Raw genomic sequence first — 22,645 nt, forward strand, 5'->3', positions numbered from 1 at the left:
ATACTTTTAGCCTCTTGCTGACAGACGCATTTCGCGTTCTAATTCCGTCAAAGATGCTAAGAATGCATCACGCTCAAATACACGTTGCATGTACATCTGTAAATGTTTGCTATTAGCAGGTTTCAATTCAATACCCAGTACAGGTAAACGCCATAACAGCGGCGCTAAATAGCAATCTACCAAGCTAAATTCATCACTCATAAAAAATGGCATTTCAGCAAAAACAGGCGAAACAGCAATTAACTCTTCCGTTAGTTGACGACGGGCGCTATCCGCTTCCTGAGCACTGCCTTTTTCTACTTTGTGCATCAGAGAATACCAGTCTTTTTCAATGCGATGCATTAATTGACGGCTAGTTCCACGCGCGACTGGGTAAACAGGCATTAATGGAGGATGAGGAAAACGCTCATCAAGGTATTCCATGATAATCAGCGGATCATATAAAGTCAGCTCACGATCAACAAGTGTCGGAACGCTTTGGTACGGGTTGAGATCAATGAGATCTTGAGGCGGATGACCAGGTTCAACATGTTCAATTTCGACGCTAACCCCTTTTTCTGCCAAGACGATACGTACCTGATGGCTAAAAATGTCAGTTGGGCCTGAGAACAATGTCATTACCGAACGTTTGTTAGGAGCGACAGCCATTAAAACCTCCAAATTACAAAAATGGACGAAATGTAATTAATTTTTAATTACCCGTTACCCATTTTAAAATCCCCTGTGTCCTACTTTCATTTATCCATACTGAAAGTCAACACAACCCTCCCGCACAGAAAGGCGAGAAATGATGAAATAAAAAAACAGGGGCATATTCTAACAGATTTTGTACAGCTTAGGGGGGCGTGATAGGAAAAATCATAGATTTATTTCATTGTAAAAGAATAATCACACAAAAATCACAATAAAAAACTGAACTAATTCAAATTAAAAAACAATAAACCTTAGAGCAAACTCTATTGTTATCTGGATGTTATGATGAAAAAAACAATTTTTATTACCAAAGAGTGATTATTTAAAATTTTAGACTAATTCGTTTTCTTTTTCTGCTAATTATATTTAATTCTTTTTTAAATTATCTTTAAACGTCAGCTTACTGATTTTTAGGCAATAAAAAACCCGCCATAAAGACGGGTTTTTTCATCAATTTTATGCCCACAGGGCAATAAATTAACGTTTGGAGAACTGTGGACGACGACGAGCTTTACGCAGACCCACTTTCTTACGTTCAACAGAACGCGCATCACGGGTAACGAAACCAGCTTTACGCAGATCAGAACGAAGAGTCTCATCATAAGCCATCAGTGCACGAGTAATACCGTGACGGATTGCGCCTGCTTGACCTGAAATACCACCACCTTTAACAGTGATGTACAGATCCAGTTTTTCCAACATTTCAACCAATTCTAACGGCTGACGAACGACCATGCGCGCAGTTTCGCGACCAAAGTACTGTTCCAGCGTACGCTGATTGATTGTGATGTTACCGCTACCCGGCTTAATAAAGACACGAGCAGATGAGCTTTTGCGGCGACCAGTGCCGTAGTATTGATTTTCAGCCATTGCTATAATCCCGATTAAATGTCAAGAACTTGCGGTTGTTGAGCCGCGTGGTTGTGCTCATTACCTGCGTAAACTTTCAGTTTACGGTACATTGCACGACCCAGAGGTCCTTTTGGCAACATGCCTTTAACCGCGATTTCAAGCACACGCTCAGGATTGCGAGCAATCATTTCTTCGAAAGTTGCTTGCTTGATTCCACCTACATGGCCAGTGTGGCGATAGTAGATTTTGTCTTCGCGTTTTTTGCCGGTAACAGCAATTTTTTCTGCATTCAGAACGATGATGTAATCACCAGTATCCACGTGCGGAGTGTATTCCGCTTTATGCTTACCGCGCAGACGGCTAGCAATTTCTGTTGCAAGACGGCCTAAAGTTTTGCCATCTGCATCAACAACGTACCAGTCGCGTTTTACGGTCTCTGGTTTAGCTGTAAAAGTTTTCATTAAAACTTACCCAATATTGAAGTTACACGTTGGTGAACACTCATGTTCATAAGCTTTCTGAGGTTCACACGACTCTTTGTCCAGTAAACCTACCCCTTCGAGCAGCCTAACTGGCATTATGCGTTATTTTTTGGGAAATAAAAAATAGCGCTGTAACGTGGGGTCGCAAGATTATAGAGAAGTCAGAAACAAAAATCGACCCCAAATGCATTTTTTTTACGTTTGTGTGAATATCAAACGCCATTTGTACTTAATTTAAACGTTTTAGTTTATTTTTGCACTGAAACTCGCATGCAAGCAAAAAACTTAAGCCAAATGTGGAATTTTTAAGTATTCTTCACTTTGCATTTCTTGTAAGCGAGATAAACAGCGTTGGTATTCAAAGGCCAAAAGTTGCCCTTGATATAATGATTCCATCGGGACTTCTGCATTAATCACCAATTTCACTTTACGCTCATAAAACTCATCCACCAGCGCAAGAAAACGCCGTGCAGGGTTTTCATCTCTCGACCCCATCGAAGGGACATCGTACAGTAAAACCGTGTGGTAACAGTTTGATAAGTAAATATAGTCATTTTGACTACGCGGCTCTTCACACAGTACTTTAAACTCTACAGCTAAAACACCTTCCGCTGAGCGAAGCACTTGCATTTTCCGGTGATTGACCTCTAAGACTGGGTTTAACTCACCTTCCTTACCCGCCAATTTGACAAAAACCTCATCCAAGTGCTGACGATTTTGCGCATTTATCGGAGACAAAAAGAGGTGGGCTTGCGTCAAAGTCCGTAAGCGGTAGTCAATCCCTGCATCAACATTCATTACATCACAATATTTTTTGATTTGTTCGATAGCAGGTAAAAACCGCGCCCTCTGTAAGCCATTGCGATATAAATTGTCAGGAATGATATTTGACGTGGCAACTAGCGTGATCCCGCGGGCAAACAAACCTTCTAGCAGCGTTCCCAGTATCATCGCGTCAGTAATATCAGAGACAAAAAACTCATCAAAACACAGCACATCGGTTTGCTTTTTAAATTCATCCGCAATGATATCTAGCGGGTTCTCTTGCCCTTGTAAAGCCATCAAATCTTCTTGCACTTTCTTCATAAAACGATGGAAATGCAACCGAAGTTTACGATCACCAGGTAAGCTTTCATAAAACATGTCCATAAGCCATGTTTTACCGCGACCTACCCCACCCCACATATATAAGCCTTGAACAGGTTCTATTGATTTATTGGCCGTGTTTTTCCCTAATAATCGGCTAAAAAAACCGTTATTCTTTCCATTTGGCACAGCTAAAACAGCTTGAGTCAGTTGCTGATAAATTTTATCTAAACGTTCTACGGCAAGCTTTTGCACGTCATCTGGCTGATAATTGCCATCCGCTAGCGCTTGTTGATAACGCATTGTAGGGGTCATCGGTGACATTAACTGAATAATCCTTAAAAAATTTTCGGTTTTTTTACCGTTATTTGATATACACTGCCTTTATTATAACCAGATTCAGTTATCATTTAACTTTCGGTTAACGAATCACCATAGAGTAAGGAAATTCACCTTAAGATTCCACTCTTAAAAAGCGGTTAATTGTTTTACATTTACTCGATTCAAGCGCTGCCGGTTTTCTCATCACTTAACGGCCAAATTACAATATGTTGAGGTGCTTTACTTGACGTCTACATGCAACTTGAATTATTTAAGGTATAGTAACGGTAACGACGCTTAATTTCTGCGAACATTGAAGTAATGAAGGAGTCAGCATGACCTGGGAGTATGCATTAATCGGATTGATTGTTGGTTTTATCATCGGTGCATTAGTTGTCCGCTATGGTAATCCAAAACTTCGCCAACAAAAAACAGCGCAAGCTGAGCTAGACAAAAAAAGTACTGAACTGGAAGAGTACCGTAAAGAATTAGTCAGCCACTTTGCTCGTAGCGCAGAATTATTGGATAAAATGGCGCGTGATTACCGTCAGCTTTACCAACATATGGCACAAAGTTCATCTGAATTAATGCCAGATATGCCAGCACAAGATAACCCGTTTAACTATCGTTTAACGGAATCTGAAGCCGATAACGATCAAGCGCCAGTAAAAATGCCACCAAGAGATTATTCAGATAGCGCATCAGGCTTATTTCGACCTATCGAAGAGAAAGAAAAATAGTTTCTAATTGTATATCACCAGTAAGTCTCACTTGCTGGTGATTTCTTGTTGCATTAACTCAAATTCCCCATTCAATTCGCATCATCTGCTGTAAAACATTCATTTAATAATCCTGAACAATATTTCCATCTAAATTCAATTAGACGATTTATTTAACTACCGTATAGAAGTTAAAGTATTACTTAAGTTACATGTAAATAGATGTAAAAGAGTGGTTAATTGCTATTCGTAAGTGGAACTTTTGCGCATAATCTGTGGTCATAGTCATCAGTAAAATTGAATCTTATACCAACCAAATAGAAACGCATTGTGCTTGCCTATATAAAAGGCTCCACAATGAATTGAACCTTTATTCTTGAGAGAATTAACTGAATTATGAAAAGAAAAAACTTTTTTCTTACCGCTGTAGCAATGAGTTTAGGCTTATCACTGGCCACTATCCCAACGATAAGTAGCGCTGCGCTACCTGCAACATTACCAGCAACAGCGCAAAGCCAAAACATGCCAAGCCTTGCACCTATGCTTGAAAAAGTTCTGCCTGCGGTTGTGAATATTCACGTGTCAGGAACCCGTGTACAAAATCAACAAATTCCAGAAGAATTAAAATTCTTCTTTGGCCCAAATACCCCTTCACAACAACAAAGCGTGCGTCCTTTTGAAGGGCTCGGTTCGGGCGTGATTATCGATGCACAACAAGGCTATATTTTAACTAACAACCATGTCATTGATGGTGCAGATAAAATTCAAATTCAACTCAATGACGGCCGTGAAATCGCTGTAAAGCTGATTGGTAAAGATCCACAAACAGATATCGCATTGCTTAAAATCTCTAACGATAAAGATATCAAAAACTTAACTGCGGTTAATATCGCAGACTCTGATAAGTTACGTGTTGGTGATTTTGCTGTCGCGGTTGGTAACCCATTTGGGTTGGGGCAAACGGCAACGTCAGGTATTATCTCAGCATTAGGCCGTAGTGGCTTGAATCTTGAAGGCTTAGAGAACTTTATTCAAACCGATGCCTCTATCAACCGGGGTAACTCTGGTGGTGCTTTAGTCAACTTAAATGGTGAGCTGATTGGTATCAATACCGCTATTTTAGCACCAGGTGGTGGTAATATCGGCATCGGTTTTGCTATTCCAAGTAATATGGCAAAAAATCTCAGTGAGCAGCTGATTAAACACGGTGAGGTTAAGCGCGGTATCCTCGGTATTAAAGGGACTGAGATGAACTCTGATATCGCAAAAGCCTTTAATACTGATGCTCAACGTGGTGCATTCGTCAATGAAGTTCTACCGAAGTCCTCTGCTGCGAAAGCGGGGATTAAGTCTGGGGACGTATTAGTTTCTGTCGATGGCAAACGCATCAATAGCTTTGCAGAATTAAGAGCCAAAATCGGCACCAGTCAAATCGGTAAAGAAATTACTATCGGCCTGATCCGCTCGGGTAAACCGATGGACGTGAAAGTTGTCCTTGAAAATGATGAAGGTTCAGCAACAAGAGCTGAAAAATTAACTGAATCATTATTGGGTGCAACTATTTCTAATGCAACCATTAGCAATACACGTGGTGTTCAAGTCGATAGCGTCGCACCTAAGTCTCCAGCCGCTGCAATTGGTTTAGTCAAAGGAGACTTAATCTTTGGTGTCAATGACCAACGAGTTGAAACTATTGATCAATTCCGTAAAATTATCGATGGCAAACCACCCGTGTTAGCAATGAAAGTATTACGTGACGGCGAAACCTTATATTTATTAATGCGTAATTAATTGATAAAAATCGGTCTTAAAGTCAATAAAACAGGCACAGTATCACTCTACTGCGCCTGTTTTTTTATGTTATGCTCAGTATATGTTTAAGAAATAACTGAATCTCCAATATTTTATGGTTAAGAAGCTTACTATTTCTGTCATGCTAGGCCTATTAGCTGCATTGATTATCATCATTGCGGTGCCTTCATTGCGTCCGCAAGGTTTAGCTGATTTACTGTATGGCAAAACGGATAGTGAGCCTGTTAGTTATAACAAAGCTGTACGCCGTGCAGCCCCTGCCGTGGTTTATGTCTACAGTAGCTCCAAAGGTAGTTTCTCCCAGTCTGGTCGTGAACTTAAATCGTTAGGCTCTGGTGTCATTATGAGCCCGAATGGCTATATCATTACTAACAAGCATGTTGTTGATAACCCAGACCAAATTTTAGTTGCACTGCAAGATGGCGCAATTTTTGATGCATTACTGGTAGGCTCTGATACGCTCACCGATCTTGCGGTATTAAAAATTGATGCCGATAACCTCCCTGTCATTCCAATTAATACTCAACGTATTACTCATGTAGGTGATGTCGTTCTTGCTATCGGAAATCCATACAACATTGGGCAAACTGTGACTCAAGGTATTATCAGTGCGACTGGTCGTGTTGGCTTAAGCTCTACTCGTCGGCAAAATTTCTTACAAACAGATGCTTCGATTAACTCAGGTAACTCAGGTGGAGCACTGATTAATACCGAAGGCGAGTTAGTGGGAATTAACACTCTGTCCTTTACCGCGGGGCAAGGCATTACCTCTGAAGGCCTCAGTTTTGCTATCCCAACCGCGCTTGCCACAAAAATTATGGATAAGCTGATCCGTGATGGCCGCGTGATCCGTGGTTATATTGGTATTACTGCACGTGAACTACCGCAAATTAGGTCAAACAACAATAATATCAATCAAATACAAGGGCTACGTGTTTTCCAAGTTGCCCCAAATGGCCCAGCTGCTAAATCGGGTATTGTACAAGGGGATATTATTTTATCTGTTGATGGAAAACCTGCTGTTTCCGCCGCTGAAACAATGGATTTAGTCGCTGAAATTCGCCCTGGCAGTAAAATTACAGTAAAAGTTTTACGCGATGGCGAAGTGAAAGATCTCGATGTGATTATTGAAGAAAATCCTGATGGGCAAACGTTGTAAGCTCTGTTCAACAATGCCCATCAAAAGAATCAGCTTCACCTCATTAATTAAATTCTATATTTAAAGTAATTGACCGAGCAAAACCTATTGGTGGAGCCCCCACCGAACGACTTTTTTCTACCGCTATCAACGCTGCATTATCTAATAATTCATTACCAGAACTTGCAACAAGGCGAGCTGAAGAGATATCCCCCGAACCGGATAATTGAAACTGAACTTTCGCCATCCCGCGGTTCTTCATTTTTTTTGCACGTCTTGGATAAGTTTTATTACTTTCCACTTCTCGGCGTAATTTCTCGCGATATTCATTCATCAGCTGATTATTCGCTTCCCCTGAAGCGACTTTGCTTGTTGCACTGACCACCCCCCCTGATTGAGAATTGACTTTATCACCTACTTTAGCCAGTACTGACTCCGTATTTTCGTTTTTAGTGGGCTTATCTGTTTCTTTTGGTGATAATTTCTCTTTTTTCGCAACCACTATCTCTTTACTTTCAGTTGGTTTAGCTCTTTTTTTATCAACTTTCTTCTGATTTTTAGGGATCACAATGGCAGCTTTTTCTACAACTACTGGCGATTCAATTTGTGTTTGTGCTGGTTCAGGTAATAGCTTCTGCTCTTCTGGTACTACTTCTTGAGCAGCTTCAGTCAGTGCTATCGATACAACTGGTGATGCTATATTCGCTTGATTTCGTGCGGATATTGGCTCCTCTGTGACATGAAAAAGAAACCATGCCACACCGAGGTGTAGCACGATTGAAACACATCCAGTAACGAAGTTTCGACTTTTTATCATATTGCTATAAGCCTTTCTTTTAGGTGAAAAGAAAGGCTCCTCCATTTAGAAATGGCTACTAAAGCTAAGTCTGAAAGTTCGTCCAGGAGCTGGCATCATAGTTCTTGTCAATGGGTCGACATAGTATTCATCTAAAAGATTGGTTACCAATAATTCCACTCCCATATCTTTATTAATGTCATAACTAACATACGCATCAGCAACAAAAACAGGGTTCCAACGCATTGGGCTATTGTTAAGCGGTGCAAAATTAGCTGGGTATTTGCCCATCATCTCCTTTTCATCATTATTTTCCGCTTTACTGTGATAACGCATGCGGCTACCAACTTCGAGCTGCTCATCTAAGAAACGCATCCCTATATTACTGTTAATACTGTATTTCGGTTGTAACTGTGTACGTAAGAAGCCCCCAGGAAATCCTGCGTCTATACATCTTGAGATATTGTATTTATTGGTAGGATCTAATAATGCAACAGAAGCGCTGTCACAGACTTCATTTTTTAGGCGATAGTCAACACCGATATCACCAAATACATTACCATTGTCATAGCGTGCTTGTACCTCAATACCGGCGGTATTGTGTTCATCAACTTGAGTAAATCGTAAGCTGTTGTCTCGCTCAAATGCATTTTCAATCACTGTGTGATAATAATTGATACGCACATCCGCAAAGCGTTGTGCGCCTAATAAGCTTTGCATGTTACGCACATAGCCTATCTCTATCGTTTTACCACGTTCAGGAACAAAATCTTCGGTCAGTGCTGCATAACCACGAGATCCCGAAAATCCGACAGTATCTTCAAACACGCTTGGCATACGCACTGTTTCAGTGTAACTCGCAAAAACACGATCATCGTCCGTAATGTAAGCGGAAGCCGAAAATGCAGGCGCCCATGCGTGTGCTTTTTTCTTTTTCTGTTTTTGGAAGCGCTCTTCATCTGTCAAATAACGAATGTCAGATTGGTTATTCGCACTACCAGAAAGGGTTGGAACATAGCGATTGACTAACTCTCCCGTGAAAGGGTCCACCACTTGTTCATTCGTATCGTATGTGCCGTTATAAAATGGATTGGTTTCTCGCGTAAATTTATTTTTACCATTTGGGGTCCATTTGGCAGCTGAACGTTCTTCAATTCTAAATTCACGAGTTTCATTATTACGCTCAAACTTCACGGATTCTAACGACCCTTTTTGGTAACCCAGCACCTCTTCTGTAAAAGCTTTTAAGCGATAAGGGGAGTTTCTTACATCGCTAAAACTTCGTCCCTTAGCATCAACATAGCTATTTAATTTGTTATATTCATCTTCAGTGACTGTTCGAGAAATATTGTAATTTTTCGCTAATAACTCGTTTTGTTTCGCATAGTTTGGATCTTTTGCTTCACGGCGCTTATTGAGCAAGTGATCTTGAGACCAATAGCTTGTACGTTGTGCTCCCGCGGTTAAATTTAACCAATCTGTCGGTCGCCACTCAAAATTGAACGCCAATGTGGTTTCTTCTCGTTCACCTTCGCGAGGCACAGCGCGGAACATACTGGATGTCGCTTTACTTGAATAACTAAAGATATCGTCATCTGTATCAATGGTTTCTTTCGTAAAGCTGCCCATTAAAGTCAGATCTAAGCGATTGTGTAATTCTAATTTATTCGATAGATTTACCCCTTCTCGCTTATTAATTGAATTTAACGCAGCTCCTGCAATTAGCGTCCCATCAATGTTTGGATTACGCGGCCCCCAACCACTTTCAAACATGTGGTCACGTTCTTTTGGTTCTCTAGGAAACCCTCCCGATGTATTGGTATCACTGGTCGTTTTAGTCATCCAGTAACCTAATTTCATGTTTACATACGGGTTATCTTCAGGATTTAAAAAATAATCAGCGTTGAACGCTTGAATATTAAATTTTGCGAGAGGCCACTGTGGTACTTTGCCGCCCAAATCCATAAAACTAATTCGTGACGGCATAATTTCGCCGTAATGATTGGTTGTATGTGTATAGCCTAAAGAGAGTTTTTGTGAGTCACTTAAGAACAAATTGGTTTTAAATAAATACGTTTCCATTTCGCTAGAGGTATTTGTCACCTCTTTACCCGGTGCAAACACATTAGCAGCAAATGGTAGGTATGGATCAACTGGCGTTGATGGGTTTTTCGGATCGTGAGTAACAACTTTGTCTTTATAGCGATTAGCGCCGCGCGTTCCTGCAAAATAGTTGCCTTGATTGCGATAGCTATAGGCTGCCATAACATCGAAACGCTCTTGCCGTGTCCCCACTGCAATACGTACCGCGTTATCTTTAAAATTGAAGAAATTTGCATTGCCTCGAGATTTCGCGTTCAGTAACACTGCCGGATCATTAAATAAACTCGTTGACTGAACACCACCACGCAAATTATTTATAATATCGGGGTCATCACGATAATCAGATCCAAGACGCAAATGAGGCTCTCGTGGTTTAGTGGAGTTGCTACTCGTTTCGAGTTTTAAGTCAAAACCAAACTCATCATCTGGTGCAACAACATCATCAATATTCAGAGTTCTAATCGCAATACCACCGCCAACTGAGGTTTTCACCTCTGGGTTAAGAGATGGACTTTTATCTATCGTGATGCTGCTTATCATATTCGGGTCAACGTAGTTACGATTATTCGCACCGTTATATCCACGCCATACGGTTAACGCCTGTTCTGTACCATCAACAGTAACAGGTACTCGACCTTGCCCTTGAATGCCACGAATATTTGGGTCTAACGCCCCACTGTTTCTCGCGTCTCCACTATAAACACCAATTGCGCTATTAAGGACATCCGCTGGGTTTGCCCCCTTATATCGTTCGACGGTTTCCTTTCCTAAATAGACATTTGATTCATTTCTATCATATTGATCATCAGCACCTTTTTGGTCTCTTTCCTTAATCGATTCCGATTTATCATTGACGATAATCGTGCCTAAATGTTCTTTATTTTCCGCAGTCGCAAGTGTAGGAAGTAGTGTCATCGTTAGCCCAGCGGAAATATTGAGCGCGATAATATTCTTTTTATTCATTTTGAGTACCAGATATAATTAAAAACGTTTTTCCAATTTAAATTCCACTTCATTTTGTTTATAAGAGTACAGCGCATCCGCCGAACTCGTATTTGTTCGGTATTTATAATTAATTGATGGGGTGAAAGTCAGAATTTGATATTTAGGTGAGCTTAATTTAATCAAATACAGCTGCTCATTATCATTGCGTGTCTTACCATTAAGCATATAAGCGATATCATTAAATTTTGTTTTCTTGAATGACATCATTCCCATTAACTGATATTCACGTTGATAATCTTTGAAGAGACCTAACCTCACGCCATATTGTTTATAGCTGTCACTTTCAAATTTTTTGTTTACCAATGAGCTATCAATCCCACCAAAAATAATGAAATCTGAATCTATTGCATATATTCCTGTGATATACGCATTGGTTTTATTTCCATCATTGTTTTGATATGGGCTACGATAGGTTAATTTTTGATAATCAAGGTTTGTGTTAAGTGAAAATTTCGATGTAAACAAATACTCAGTGTCGAGACTTATCCCAATCCCGTGGTAATAATTTTTATCACCAACAAATTTAAACTCACTTACTGGACCTAATGAAAATGATTTCTTTGCATCACTATATTGATATAACACCTTAAGATTGGTTATGTTCTCATTGTAATCACTTTCTTTTTGATATTTATAACCATAGGTATAGCTTTTGAATGCAATGTTATGATTTTGCATCAATGGCCACGTACGATTTAAATTTCCATCATAGGCTAACTTACTATCACTGATACGTTTTTTTGCACCATAGCAATATTTTGTCTGTTGGTTAGAAAAACAGGTTTGCCGCCCATCACCTGGAACCTGATTTAGGTTAGAATTGAATCCATATCCGAATGATAAGCTGCCCTTCCAATCATTCTGACTCTCTAATGCACTGGTAAATTGCGAAATGGTCGCCATCACATTTGGTGGTAGTTGCTGTGCATACTTATCTAATACTTTATTGAATTGAGCAAGGGACTCATTATTTTGCTTATCGTCAAAATAGGTTCTAGCAAGCTCTAGCTCTACCCGTAAAAAATTAGGATTGATACTAAGGATCTCTTTATAGTTTTGAATAGCGGATGAGTAGCTACGCTTTGAACGAGCAATTTCTGCCAGTGCAAATTTAACCAATAAAATATCATGCTGTTTGAGATTTTGATAAAGAGGTAGTAGTCGAGTAACATCAGCGTATTGCTGTTTATTTAATGCAATATATATCGCCATTCCCATTTCATTGACATTATTATTAATTTTATATTTTTTTCCATCAAAGTTAATTTCCAAATTCTCAGAAATAATTGATTTATTATCATCAATGAATGGTGTGTTTTCTCTAAAGCCTGATTTGTCTTTTATCCAAAAGCGATAGTTTTCTGTATCATCAGAAAGACCTAAAGCGTGGAAGCTAAGAAATAATATAAATAATAAATAGAGTCTTAAGGTCAACATAAATTTTTTATTATATTGAGTCCATACAATAACGAATGGCAGAAATCCCTTCCCGCCAATATTCATCAGCTCTTATTTAGAGCCACCAAATGCAGTGTCTTTAGTATGATCATCTTGGAAGGTCGTGATACCCGCTACATGCTCAGCATTCGCACCAAAGAACTGCCCGGAGCTAGTCCCTTGCAGTGTCCCATTCGCGACCGCTTCCCCTGCGAATTGACCTTTGTTTAAAATATCACCATTCATAGTGATATTAAGTGACTGGCCGCTTAATGAGCCTACATATTCACTTTTGCCGAAGTCAGCAGTGAATTTACCGCTAAGTTTTCCAGGGCCATCAAATTGATTGATCCCTGCGATGGTATATTCCGCCGTACCCGCTGTTGGCACTGACTCTGTAGCATCTTTACCTGAGTAGAAGGCAGTGTGTGTTTGATCGCCTGCCGCTCCAGTTTTAGACCAATCACCAAAGTAAATTTCTGCATTAGCAACTTGTGTAAAGTGGAATTCTCCCATCCCACCCCCATGACCGCCGCTTGATGCAGCAAGAACATGTACACCATCCGCATTTGCAGGAGCCAGTGATTTAAAACCAGAGAAACCAATTCGGGTTCCATTTGCTATCGATTTTAAGCCTACGCCTGGGTCGCCAATCACCCCTGAGTGTGTACCCGCTGCAAACTCTGTCGGGCCAACATTGACTTCTACGCCATTTGAATCATACGCTTGGCTTTGTGCCGAAAAAGTTTCGGCTTTGGCAATAAAGGTGGTGCTTGCTAATGAAACCATTACAGCGAGTAGAGATAAGTTTTTCATCGGTAGTCCTTATTAAATAAATGTTAAATTTACACATAACTGACCAATCACACCTTTCAATCATTAACAAAAATGATCGATTTCCAGTATATAATAACAACTCTCAATTGCAAATAATAATTATTATCATTATTATTTATACGTGAATTATTTGAACCTCAATAATTTTCCACGATAAAACAATTTAAAATCATTAAAAACTCATTGTTTTCATGATGATATTGTTTTTTAGGTCTTGTTGGTCGAGGTTGTTTTTGAGTGATTAACGGATGGATTTAGATAATCATAATGCGTATAGCGACTAAACTAATCGTTATTTCATAATTAATTATTTTTCATATATAAATTTTCGTGATCTATATGATTGATGAGATTAACATTAAATTAAAATATCGACGTAGGATAAAATGGTAGAATTTCTCAGTGTCGTTTGGCGGGTATACGCTTTTTTAAGCTTAAATAGACAGTTCAGATAGTAGGTTTATTTGAATCTAAATTGATATTTAATAAACTCAATCATTTGATTAACAGCTAAAAAAGTATGAAATACGCGTAGATTTGGGGGGAGAATAAGAAGGCCGCTTTATCTCTAAAGCAGCCTTCTATTCAATATATGATCGATATATGAAAGCTTTCGATTAGTCGTCTGAATGGACGCGTTGAATGTCAGCGCCTAAACCACGCAGTTTATCTTCGATATGTTCATAACCGCGGTCAATGTGGTAAATACGGTCAACCGTTGTGGTGCCTTCCGCAATACAGCCAGCAATCACAAGACTTGCAGATGCACGTAAATCTGTTGCCATCACTTGTGCGCTAGTTAATTTCTCAACGCCATGGCATAGCACTGTATTACTTTCAATTTCTGCATGAGCCCCCATACGGATAAGCTCAGGGATGTGCATAAATCGGTTTTCGAAAATCGTTTCAGTGATAAGCCCAGCACCTTCAGCCACTAGGTTAAGTAAGCTAAATTGTGCTTGCATGTCAGTTGGGAACCCTGGGTGTGGTGCAGTACGAATAGTAACCGCTTTAGGGCGCTTACCTTCCATATCTAGGCTAATCCAGTCATCACCTATTTCAATCGTTGCACCTGCTTCACGCAGTTTTGCTAATACTGCATCTAGAGTGTCTGGACGTGCATTACGGCAAATGACTTTACCACGAGAAACAGCCGCTGCGATTAAGAATGTGCCAGTTTCAATACGGTCTGGCAGAACTTGGTATGTCCCACCGCCTAAACGTTCCACCCCTTCAATCACGATACGGTCCGTTCCTGCACCAGTAATTTTTGCACCAAGCGTGTTTAAGAAATTGGCTGTATCTTCAATTTCAGGCTCACGCGCAGCATTTTCAATGACGGTAGTGCCTTCAGCTAATGTGGCTGCGGTCATAATTGAAACGGTTGCTCCAACACTGACTTTATCCATCACGATGCATGCCCCTTTTAGGCGGCCATCGACGGTAGCTTTCACATAACCATCTTCCAAAACAATATTTGCACCTAACTGTTCTAAACCAGAAATATGTAGATCAACAGGACGAGCACCAATCGCACAGCCACCTGGCAGAGAAACTTCACCATGACCAAAACGTGCAACTAAAGGTGCCAGCGCCCAGATAGAAGCACGCATAGTTTTCACGAGGTCATAAGGCGCGCAGTAAGTGCTTACTGTGCTTGCATCAACAAATACAGAACCATTGCGTTTCACTTTCGTACCAAGCTGATTCAATAATTTGATGGTGGTGTCGATATCCCTCAAATGAGGAACATTCTGTATTTCTACTGGCTCTTCAGCCAATAGAGCAGCGAACAGGATTGGCAGCGCAGCGTTTTTCGCGCCAGAAATAGTAACCTCACCCGATAAACGGGTTGGTCCTTTAACTAAAAACTTATCCATTCAAGTATTCTCGTATGTCGAATTGTACAGGCTGTTCGCTTAGGCTTTGAAATCAAAGACCACTAAGTTTACGATCGCGCTCCCATTGCGCAGGGGTGTACGCTTTAATTGATAGAGCATGGATGCGGTTATCCGCAATATATTCCATCAATGGCGCATAAATTGCTTGCTGTTGCTTAACACGGCTCATACCGTCAAACATGTCACCGACAGCGATAACCTGAAAGTGGCTACCATCACCCGTAACAATAGCCTCATCCAGAGACAACTTTTCCATCAATACTTGTTTTATTTCGTTGGTTTCCATAGTGACTCTATTATGATTATTTGTGGTTTTTAATTTTACTCTGACTAATTCTAGTTGAATGTGCCCAATTAGTCACAACTCGAATTAAAAGAGCATAAACGCCTATCCTAAAGGATTACGCCTAACACTTAAACCAAAGAAAACGCCTCTTACGCACAAATGCACGTAGAGGCGCTTATTTTTACATAACTTGACTAAATTTAAGACTCATCGCCTTAATCCAGAATGATGCTTTTCACTCCATATAACTCAATAAGTGTATTCAAGTTATCACTGGCCCCAATAATATTCAGAGGCTGTTTTTTAGCTTGAAACTCCCCTTTTAAGCGAACTAACATAGCAAGCCCCGTTGAATCTACATGGGTTAAGCCAGAAACATCTATTTTCTCAATATGTTCCAGCTGTGGGGACTTTTTGTCCCAAAACGACATCAATGAGTCACGGTCTAATGACCCCGTCAGATACAACGTTGCTTGCGTTTTTTCCCATGCCAATACTTGGCTCATACTAGTTTTTCTCTTCTAACGTAATTGGGGCTTTTGCACTGATTTCTAACTGTTTTGTTAAGCCATCAATACCTTGCTTACGTAAAATATCCCCCCACTCGTTTTGCTTGGTGGTGATCATACTTACGCCTTCAGCAATCATGTCATATGCCTGCCAGTAACCTGTTTTACTGTTTTTACGCCATTGGAAGTCTAAGCGCACTGGAGGACGGCCATTGGTATCAGTTATCGTTACGCGAATGGCAACAATATTTTTATCACCAATGGGTTGTTCTGGCGCAATTTGGTAGGTTTGACCATGGTACATCGCCAATGCTTGGCCATAAACCTGCTCAAGGTAATCTTCAAATGCCGCAAAGTAAGCATCACGTTGTGCGGGCGTTGCGCCTTTATAGTAAGTACCTAAAACGAGTGCACCGGCATATTTAATTTGCACATAAGGCAGTAATTCTTCACGGACAATCGTTCTTAGATATTCAGGATCTTGTTTGATTTTAGGCTGTTCAGATTTCAACCGAGTAAAAGTTTTTGCTGCCGCCTCATCCATTAATTTATACGGATTAGTTTGGTCTACTGCCATCGCAAATGGCGCAATAGCCAACATGGCAACCATCATTAAACGTTTAAACATAATTCATTCCTTTAACTATTTTGAGGGAGCTTCACATTACTTAGATGCAGGTTCTGCACCTTGGCTATCGCCACTCTTATACAAGAACTGTCCGATTAAATCTTCTAACACCATAGCGGGTTTAGTATCTTCAAGGCGTCCGCCATTTTTCAAAATCGCAATCCCTAACTCTTCATCATCAGGGCCAATATTCATGGCAATATACTGTTCACCCAGTAAACCTGATGTACGAATGGATAAAGAACTTGAATCTGGAATATTGTCATATTCACTTAATAAGTCGATTTTCACTTCGGGTACATAGTTCTTTTTATCGAGAGTGATACTGGCAACACGGCCGACAACTACCCCACCGACTTTGATCGGAGAACCTTCTTTCAAGCCACCAATATTTTCAAAAGACGCTGAAATTTGATAGGTAGATTGGCTACCAATTGATTTCAAATCGGCGACTTTTAAACACAAAAAGATAATTGCGGCAATCGCCAACAACATAAAACAGCCAACCCATATTTCACTTTTTTTACTTTGCATGACTTAGTTCCCAAACATCAGTGCGGTAAGTACGAAATCCAGTCCTAAAACAGACAATGACGCGTGAACAACGGTTCTCGTTGTTGCTTGGCTGATCCCTTCCGAGGTTGGAATTGCATCATAGCCATTAAACAGTGCGATCCATGTTACGGTGAAAGCAAACACTAAGCTTTTGATAACACAGTTAACCAGATCTAATCGCCAGTCGATTGAAGATTGCATTGATGCCCAGAAAAAACCTTCATCAATTCCCTTCCAATCCACACCAACCAATGCACCGCCTAAAATACCGACAGCTACAAAAATCAGTGATAACAATGGCATACTAATAAAACCCGCCCAAAAACGCGGCGCAATAACCCGTCTTAATGGGTCAACTGCCATCATTTCTAAGCTCGAAATCTGTTCCGTGGCTTTCATTAAGCCAATTTCGGCGGTCAACGCCGAACCTGCCCGCCCTGCAAATAACAAGGCCGTCACAACAGGGCCAAGCTCTCTTAATAAAGAAAGCGCCACCATCATACCAAGGCTAGCTTCTGCACTGAATGTGGTGAGGACAAGATACCCTTGTAGCCCCAGTACCATGCCAATAAATAAGCCCGATACGGCCACAATCAATAAAGACTGTACGCCCACAGCATACAGTTGCTTCATCAGAAGTGGCCACTGCTTGCCAAATTCAGGTTTCCCCAATAAGGCACGAAACAGCATATACCCTGCTCGACCAAAGGCAGAAAAAATATCAATCCATCGACGTCCGAAGGCTGCTATCGCCTTTATTATCATCTTATTTTACCCTAATAAATCAGCCAGATAATCATTGGCAGGAAAACGGAACGGCACGGGACCATCAGCGATACCATCAAGAAATTGACGCACTCGAGGGTCTTGATTATCACGCAGCTCTTCACCCGTTCCCTGAGCAATAACATGCTGCTGGGCAACAATATATGCATTATCTGCAATGCTCAAGACCTCAGGCACATCGTGAGAAACCACCACACATGTTACGCCAAGCGCTTGATTCAGCTCATCAATTAATTTAACCAAGACCCCCATAGTAATCGGGTCTTGCCCCACAAAGGGTTCATCAAACATGATCAAATCAGGGTCAAGGGCAATGGCACGTGCGAGTGCGGCACGGCGAGCCATCCCACCAGAAAGCTCTGATGGCATCAGTTTTGCGGCGCCGCGTAACCCAACCGCCTCTAATTTCATCATCACTGTCGTGTGAATTAAAGACTCTGGCAGATTTGTGTGTTCTCGCAGCGGAAATGCCACGTTATTGAACACATCCATATCGGTGAACAGCGCCCCTGATTGGAACAGCATGCTCATTTTTTTACGTGATTGATATAACTTGGAACGTGATAGCGACGGAATATTGTCACCATCAAACCAAATTTCCCCCTCACTGGGGCGTAATTGCCCACCAATCAAGCGCAGCAATGTGGTTTTACCAATCCCAGATGGCCCCATTATTGCCGTAATTTTACCACGAGGAACAGTCAGGTTAATATTTTCAAATATTTTCCGATTACCTCGAGTAAAGGACATGTTCCGTACTTCAATTAAGTTGTCTGTCTGTGATTGCATTATTAAATAACTCGTTATACATCATGCCTGAATATCATGTTTACCAGCTCAGATATTACCGAAAGATAAACTGAAAATCGTCTAATATCACAACGAAATAGAATTTATAGTATTATAGCGCCGAAAATGTGACTTTTAGTGTTACAACTGTGTTTTTGTATAAATAACACCGATTAAAACTAATTTATAGTCAGTAATAATTGCCTGCAATAACAGCAGACAGCTCTTAGAATATAACGCTTCATTAACGGTGAGGATACGCGAATTTATCCGCCTATTTTTGGTTCAAGATGCTAAAGAAAGCAGATTTTACCTCTCCAATTGTACTTTGGATCACTGTAAAATAACAATTAGGTACAAAACTATCATTAAAGATAGCTTAACAGACAAAATACTTACTGATACTAAGTATTCGTTATACAATTCATTTTTGCTTATCCGATTCACTTAAAAGCTACGCATGGAACGAGAAATGTCAAACTTCGATTTTCAGAAAGTAGGTAAAGAAGTTCTCCATATCGAACACGAAGGCTTAAAAAACCTAGAACAATATATAAATGCTGACTTTAACCGCGCTTGCCAATTAATTTTTAGCTGCGAAGGGAAAGTTGTCGTGATGGGAATGGGGAAATCTGGGCACATCGGCCGTAAAATTGCAGCAACGCTAGCCAGTACAGGTACACCCTCCTTTTTTGTTCACCCAGGGGAAGCTAGCCATGGTGATTTAGGGATGATCACGAATAAAGATGTGGTGCTAGCGATTTCAAACTCTGGGGAATCTGGTGAAATTTTAGCGTTACTACCTGTTTTAAAACGTATTAAGGTTCCCTTAATCTGCATGACTAACAACCCTGATAGTAATATGGGGAAATATGCAGATGTGCATCTGTGCATTAAAGTACCACAGGAGGCCTGCCCATTAGGGCTCGCGCCAACGACCAGTACGACTGCAACCTTAGTCATGGGTGATGCCTTAGCTATCGCATTATTGACTGCTCGTGGATTTACAGCGGATGATTTCGCACTTTCTCACCCAGGCGGCGCACTCGGGCGCAAACTTTTACTCTTAGTTCGTGATTTAATGAATACGGGTGAAGATATCCCCCATATTCCTAAAAGCGCGTCTTTGCGGGAAGCTTTAGTCGAGATAACCCGTAAAAAACTGGGTATGACGGTTATCTGTGATGACGATATGAATATTGAGGGCATTTTTACAGATGGTGATTTGCGCCGTATCTTTGATATGGGAATTGACCTAAATAACGCGAAAATTGCAGATCTCATGACGCCTGGTGGCATTCGGGTTTCACCCAGTATGCTAGCGGTTGAAGCGCTTAATTTAATGCAATCAAAACACGTGACCTCATTATTAGTCGCACAAAACAACAAATTAGTCGGTGTTTTACACATGCACGATCTGCTCCAAGCAGGTGTTGTATAATATAAGGAAATACCATGAGTTCTCAAAAAGTGGATACTTGCTACGGTCCTGTGGCAACATCCGTTATCGAAAAAGCCGCTAAAATTAAGCTGCTAATTTGTGATGTTGACGGTGTGATGTCCGATGGCTTGGTATATATGGGCAATAGTGGTGAAGAGCTCAAAGCTTTTAATGTGCGTGATGGCTATGGTATTCGTTGTCTATTAACGTCCAATATTGACGTCGCCATTATTACAGGCAGAAAAGCGAAACTCCTTGAAGATAGAGCAAAAACTTTAGGCATTACACATCTTTACCAAGGCCAAAGCGATAAGCTTTTGGCGTATCGCGAACTGTTAGATACACTACAGCTAGCAGAAGACGAAGTCGCTTATATTGGCGACGACCTTATCGATTGGCCAGTAATGGCTCGAGTTGGGTTATCTGTTGCTGTTGCGGATGCACATCCACTGCTATTACCAAAAGCGAACTACATAACACGCATCGGTGGTGGTAAGGGTGCAGTACGTGAACTTTGTGACCTGATCCTTCTTTCCCAAGGTAAATTGGAAGAAGCAAAAGGCTTATCGATATAACGAATAGATTGAATTCATGAGCAATGCGAAGAAGTGGTTAATCATTATTTTATCCTTAGTTGTGCTGGGGCTTATCGGCTGGAATTTAGCGGGTAATGACACATCAGACTCACAGGAAAAAGTAATCAATGATGGGCAACCTAATTATCAAACTGATGATTCCGTAACTTACGTCTATAACCCAACAGGAAATCTAGCGTATAAACTCGTTTCGGATAAAATTGATAATTATACCGAAGGAAAAATCACGTGGTTTTCGAAACCCGTTTTAACCACTTATAATGAAGCGGGCGTGCCAACATGGACAGTCACTGCTTTTAAAGCAAGGTTAACAAACGATAGAGTGCTTTATCTGTACAGTGATGTTCAAGTCGATAGCTTAACGAAAGAGTCGCAGATCCAACGAATTACAACTGAAAGTGCAGTTGTCAATTTGACAACACAAGACGTTTCATCTGACGATAAAGTGACCATTATTGGACATGGCCTTAATTCTACTGGTCTAAAAATGAAGGGAAATCTTCGTACTAGAACCGCAGAATTAATCGAAGATGTGAAAACTCATTATGTGTTACAACCAGAAGAGCATCAAAATGAATCAAGTAACTAAGAAGCGTTTTATTCAAGGAGCGGTTGCCAGTGCAATTTTGGCTCTTAGCCTCCCAGCGATGGCATTAAAAAGTGACACCCAGCAACCGATGACAATTAACTCGGTTAAGCAGTCCCTTGATCTAGAAAAGAACGTCACCACATTTACCGATGACGTCATCATTAAACAAGGCTCAATTGATATTCGAGCCAACAAAGTGGTTGTAACACGTCCAAGCAGCGACTCCGATAAAATCGTGATCGAAGCATTTGGTAACCCTGTGACCTTTTATCAGCTACAAGATGATGGCAAACCAATTAAAGGCCATGCAAACAAAGCGCGCTATGAAGTTGATAAACAGCTCGTCACGTTAACGGGTGGTGCATATTTAGAGCAGCTAGACAGCAACATTAAAGGCGACAAAATCACCTATGTTGTGCCAACACAGCAAATGGAAGCCTTTAGTGATAAAGGCAAGCGCGTGACTACCGTGATTTTGCCAGCGCAATTGCAAGAAAAAGGCCCAGCAGCAACCAATTCATCAGCAACTACGGGTAAGAGTAAATAATCGTTATGGCGACACTAACCGCAGAGAATCTGGCTAAATCCTATAAAAAACGCAAGGTTGTTGAAGATGTCAGCCTTGAAGTTAAATCAGGCGAAATTGTTGGCCTGTTAGGGCCAAATGGTGCCGGTAAAACCACCACCTTTTATATGGTTGTGGGTATTGTTCAGCGGGATGCGGGCAAAATTTTAATTGATGGTGAAGATATCAGCTTACTGCCACTGCATGAACGTGCGCGCCGCGGTATTGGCTATCTTCCTCAAGAAGCCTCTATTTTCCGTCGCCTTAGCGTTTATGATAACCTGATGGCCGTATTGGAAATCCGCGAAGATTTAACATCTTCTCAACGTAAAGAACGTGCTGAAGAGTTAATGGAAGAATTTAGCATCACACATCTTCGCGACAGCATGGGGCAATCGCTTTCTGGTGGTGAACGCCGCCGAGTTGAGATTGCAAGGGCTCTCGCCGCTAATCCAAAATTCATTTTATTGGATGAACCCTTTGCTGGTGTCGACCCAATTTCTGTCTTGGATATTAAAAAAATTATCCAACATTTACGTGACTACGGCCTCGGTGTTTTGATTACCGACCATAACGTCCGTGAAACGTTAGATGTGTGTGAAAGAGCCTATATTGTGAGCCAAGGCCACCTGATTGCCCATGGTACACCAACCATGATATTGGAAAATGAACAAGTGAAACGTGTATACTTAGGTGAAGGTTTCCGGTTATAAACCGTA

At 40.8% G+C, this 22,645-nt stretch carries 23 protein-coding genes; 8 read left to right on the forward strand and 15 right to left on the reverse strand.

Annotated elements, in window-relative coordinates:
* Window positions 1-6: 6 nt before the first annotated feature.
* From sspA to zapE, 4 genes are all read right to left on the reverse strand, one after another.
* Window positions 7-648 (reverse strand): stringent starvation protein SspA, encoded by a 642-nt coding sequence (gene sspA, locus KDJ85_RS03620; protein WP_206083565.1) that lies wholly within the window; start codon window positions 646-648, stop codon window positions 7-9.
* A 522-nt stretch (window positions 649-1,170) separates the two neighbouring features.
* Entirely contained in the window at window positions 1,171-1,563 is a 393-nt protein-coding gene (gene rpsI, locus KDJ85_RS03625; protein ID WP_004258235.1) for a 30S ribosomal protein S9, read from the reverse strand.
* Between the two features lie 14 nt (window positions 1,564-1,577).
* On the reverse strand, window positions 1,578-2,006 hold the full coding sequence (gene rplM / locus KDJ85_RS03630; protein ID WP_070928932.1) for a 50S ribosomal protein L13: 429 nt from the start codon (window positions 2,004-2,006) through the stop codon (window positions 1,578-1,580).
* Between the two features lie 306 nt (window positions 2,007-2,312).
* On the reverse strand, window positions 2,313-3,437 hold the full coding sequence (gene zapE / locus KDJ85_RS03635; protein WP_225818515.1) for a cell division protein ZapE: 1,125 nt from the start codon (window positions 3,435-3,437) through the stop codon (window positions 2,313-2,315).
* A 332-nt stretch (window positions 3,438-3,769) separates the two neighbouring features.
* On the opposite strand from zapE, the gene zapG reads away from it, so the two are divergent.
* The 3 genes from zapG (at window position 3,770) to degS (ending at window position 7,124) form a co-directional block, all read left to right on the forward strand.
* Complete coding sequence (gene zapG / locus KDJ85_RS03640) at window positions 3,770-4,174, forward strand: Z-ring associated protein ZapG (protein ID WP_206083563.1); 405 nt, start codon at window positions 3,770-3,772, stop codon at window positions 4,172-4,174.
* Between the two features lie 375 nt (window positions 4,175-4,549).
* A complete protein-coding gene (locus KDJ85_RS03645) occupies window positions 4,550-5,944 on the forward strand; it encodes a Do family serine endopeptidase (RefSeq protein ID WP_225818516.1) in 1,395 nt (464 codons plus the stop codon).
* A gap of 115 nt (window positions 5,945-6,059) precedes the next feature.
* The gene (gene degS, locus KDJ85_RS03650) at window positions 6,060-7,124 is read left to right on the forward strand and encodes an outer membrane-stress sensor serine endopeptidase DegS (RefSeq protein WP_225818517.1); all 1,065 of its coding nucleotides are present in this window, start codon (window positions 6,060-6,062) and stop codon (window positions 7,122-7,124) included.
* A gap of 43 nt (window positions 7,125-7,167) precedes the next feature.
* Here degS and KDJ85_RS03655 read toward each other — a convergent pair whose 3' ends face one another.
* The 11 genes from KDJ85_RS03655 to mlaF all read right to left on the reverse strand — a co-directional run bounded on the left by KDJ85_RS03655 (window position 7,168) and on the right by mlaF (window position 18,735).
* Window positions 7,168-7,920: an energy transducer TonB gene (locus KDJ85_RS03655; protein WP_225818518.1), complete on the reverse strand. Its 753-nt coding sequence runs from the start codon at window positions 7,918-7,920 to the stop codon at window positions 7,168-7,170.
* Between the two features lie 45 nt (window positions 7,921-7,965).
* The gene (locus tag KDJ85_RS03660) at window positions 7,966-10,965 is read right to left on the reverse strand and encodes a TonB-dependent receptor domain-containing protein (protein WP_225818519.1); all 3,000 of its coding nucleotides are present in this window, start codon (window positions 10,963-10,965) and stop codon (window positions 7,966-7,968) included.
* Window positions 10,966-10,983: 18 nt separating this feature from the next.
* Entirely contained in the window at window positions 10,984-12,510 is a 1,527-nt protein-coding gene (locus KDJ85_RS03665) for a surface lipoprotein assembly modifier (RefSeq protein WP_225818520.1), read from the reverse strand.
* A 6-nt stretch (window positions 12,511-12,516) separates the two neighbouring features.
* Window positions 12,517-13,260 carry a Slam-dependent surface lipoprotein gene (locus KDJ85_RS03670; protein ID WP_225818521.1) on the reverse strand — a complete coding sequence of 248 codons (744 nt, stop codon included), beginning with the start codon at window positions 13,258-13,260 and terminating at the stop codon, window positions 12,517-12,519.
* A 638-nt stretch (window positions 13,261-13,898) separates the two neighbouring features.
* Window positions 13,899-15,161: a UDP-N-acetylglucosamine 1-carboxyvinyltransferase gene (murA, locus tag KDJ85_RS03675; RefSeq protein ID WP_206083560.1), complete on the reverse strand. Its 1,263-nt coding sequence runs from the start codon at window positions 15,159-15,161 to the stop codon at window positions 13,899-13,901.
* 52 nt (window positions 15,162-15,213) lie between these two features.
* Window positions 15,214-15,468 (reverse strand): BolA family protein, encoded by a 255-nt coding sequence (gene ibaG / locus KDJ85_RS03680; protein ID WP_206083559.1) that lies wholly within the window; start codon window positions 15,466-15,468, stop codon window positions 15,214-15,216.
* Between the two features lie 215 nt (window positions 15,469-15,683).
* Window positions 15,684-15,974 (reverse strand): lipid asymmetry maintenance protein MlaB, encoded by a 291-nt coding sequence (gene mlaB, locus KDJ85_RS03685; RefSeq protein ID WP_225818522.1) that lies wholly within the window; start codon window positions 15,972-15,974, stop codon window positions 15,684-15,686.
* Window position 15,975: 1 nt separating this feature from the next.
* Window positions 15,976-16,605: a phospholipid-binding protein MlaC gene (mlaC, locus tag KDJ85_RS03690; RefSeq protein WP_206083557.1), complete on the reverse strand. Its 630-nt coding sequence runs from the start codon at window positions 16,603-16,605 to the stop codon at window positions 15,976-15,978.
* A 36-nt stretch (window positions 16,606-16,641) separates the two neighbouring features.
* On the reverse strand, window positions 16,642-17,139 hold the full coding sequence (gene mlaD / locus KDJ85_RS03695) for an outer membrane lipid asymmetry maintenance protein MlaD (protein WP_047756207.1): 498 nt from the start codon (window positions 17,137-17,139) through the stop codon (window positions 16,642-16,644).
* Window positions 17,140-17,142: 3 nt separating this feature from the next.
* Window positions 17,143-17,925, reverse strand: a complete 783-nt coding sequence (gene mlaE, locus KDJ85_RS03700) for a lipid asymmetry maintenance ABC transporter permease subunit MlaE (protein WP_047756206.1) — start codon at window positions 17,923-17,925, stop codon at window positions 17,143-17,145.
* 6 nt (window positions 17,926-17,931) lie between these two features.
* Entirely contained in the window at window positions 17,932-18,735 is an 804-nt protein-coding gene (gene mlaF, locus KDJ85_RS03705; protein WP_206083555.1) for a phospholipid ABC transporter ATP-binding protein MlaF, read from the reverse strand.
* A gap of 472 nt (window positions 18,736-19,207) precedes the next feature.
* Here mlaF and kdsD point away from each other — a divergent pair, with 472 nt between their 5' ends.
* From kdsD to lptB, 5 genes are read left to right on the forward strand one after another with little or no spacing between them, the layout of a single operon-like run.
* Window positions 19,208-20,176, forward strand: a complete 969-nt coding sequence (gene kdsD, locus KDJ85_RS03710; RefSeq protein WP_047756204.1) for an arabinose-5-phosphate isomerase KdsD — start codon at window positions 19,208-19,210, stop codon at window positions 20,174-20,176.
* A gap of 14 nt (window positions 20,177-20,190) precedes the next feature.
* A complete protein-coding gene (gene kdsC, locus KDJ85_RS03715) occupies window positions 20,191-20,751 on the forward strand; it encodes a 3-deoxy-manno-octulosonate-8-phosphatase KdsC (RefSeq protein WP_225818523.1) in 561 nt (186 codons plus the stop codon).
* 16 nt (window positions 20,752-20,767) lie between these two features.
* Entirely contained in the window at window positions 20,768-21,361 is a 594-nt protein-coding gene (gene lptC, locus KDJ85_RS03720) for an LPS export ABC transporter periplasmic protein LptC (protein ID WP_206083552.1), read from the forward strand.
* Window positions 21,345-21,908 (forward strand): lipopolysaccharide ABC transporter substrate-binding protein LptA, encoded by a 564-nt coding sequence (gene lptA, locus KDJ85_RS03725; protein ID WP_225818524.1) that lies wholly within the window; start codon window positions 21,345-21,347, stop codon window positions 21,906-21,908. The genes lptC and lptA overlap by 17 nt, the downstream gene beginning before the upstream one ends.
* Before the next feature lie 5 nt (window positions 21,909-21,913).
* A complete protein-coding gene (gene lptB / locus KDJ85_RS03730; RefSeq protein ID WP_206083550.1) occupies window positions 21,914-22,639 on the forward strand; it encodes an LPS export ABC transporter ATP-binding protein in 726 nt (241 codons plus the stop codon).
* Window positions 22,640-22,645 lie beyond the last annotated feature (6 nt).

Origin of the sequence: Providencia vermicola (assembly GCF_020381325.1) — a bacterium.
GTDB lineage: Bacteria > Pseudomonadota > Gammaproteobacteria > Enterobacterales > Enterobacteriaceae > Providencia > Providencia vermicola.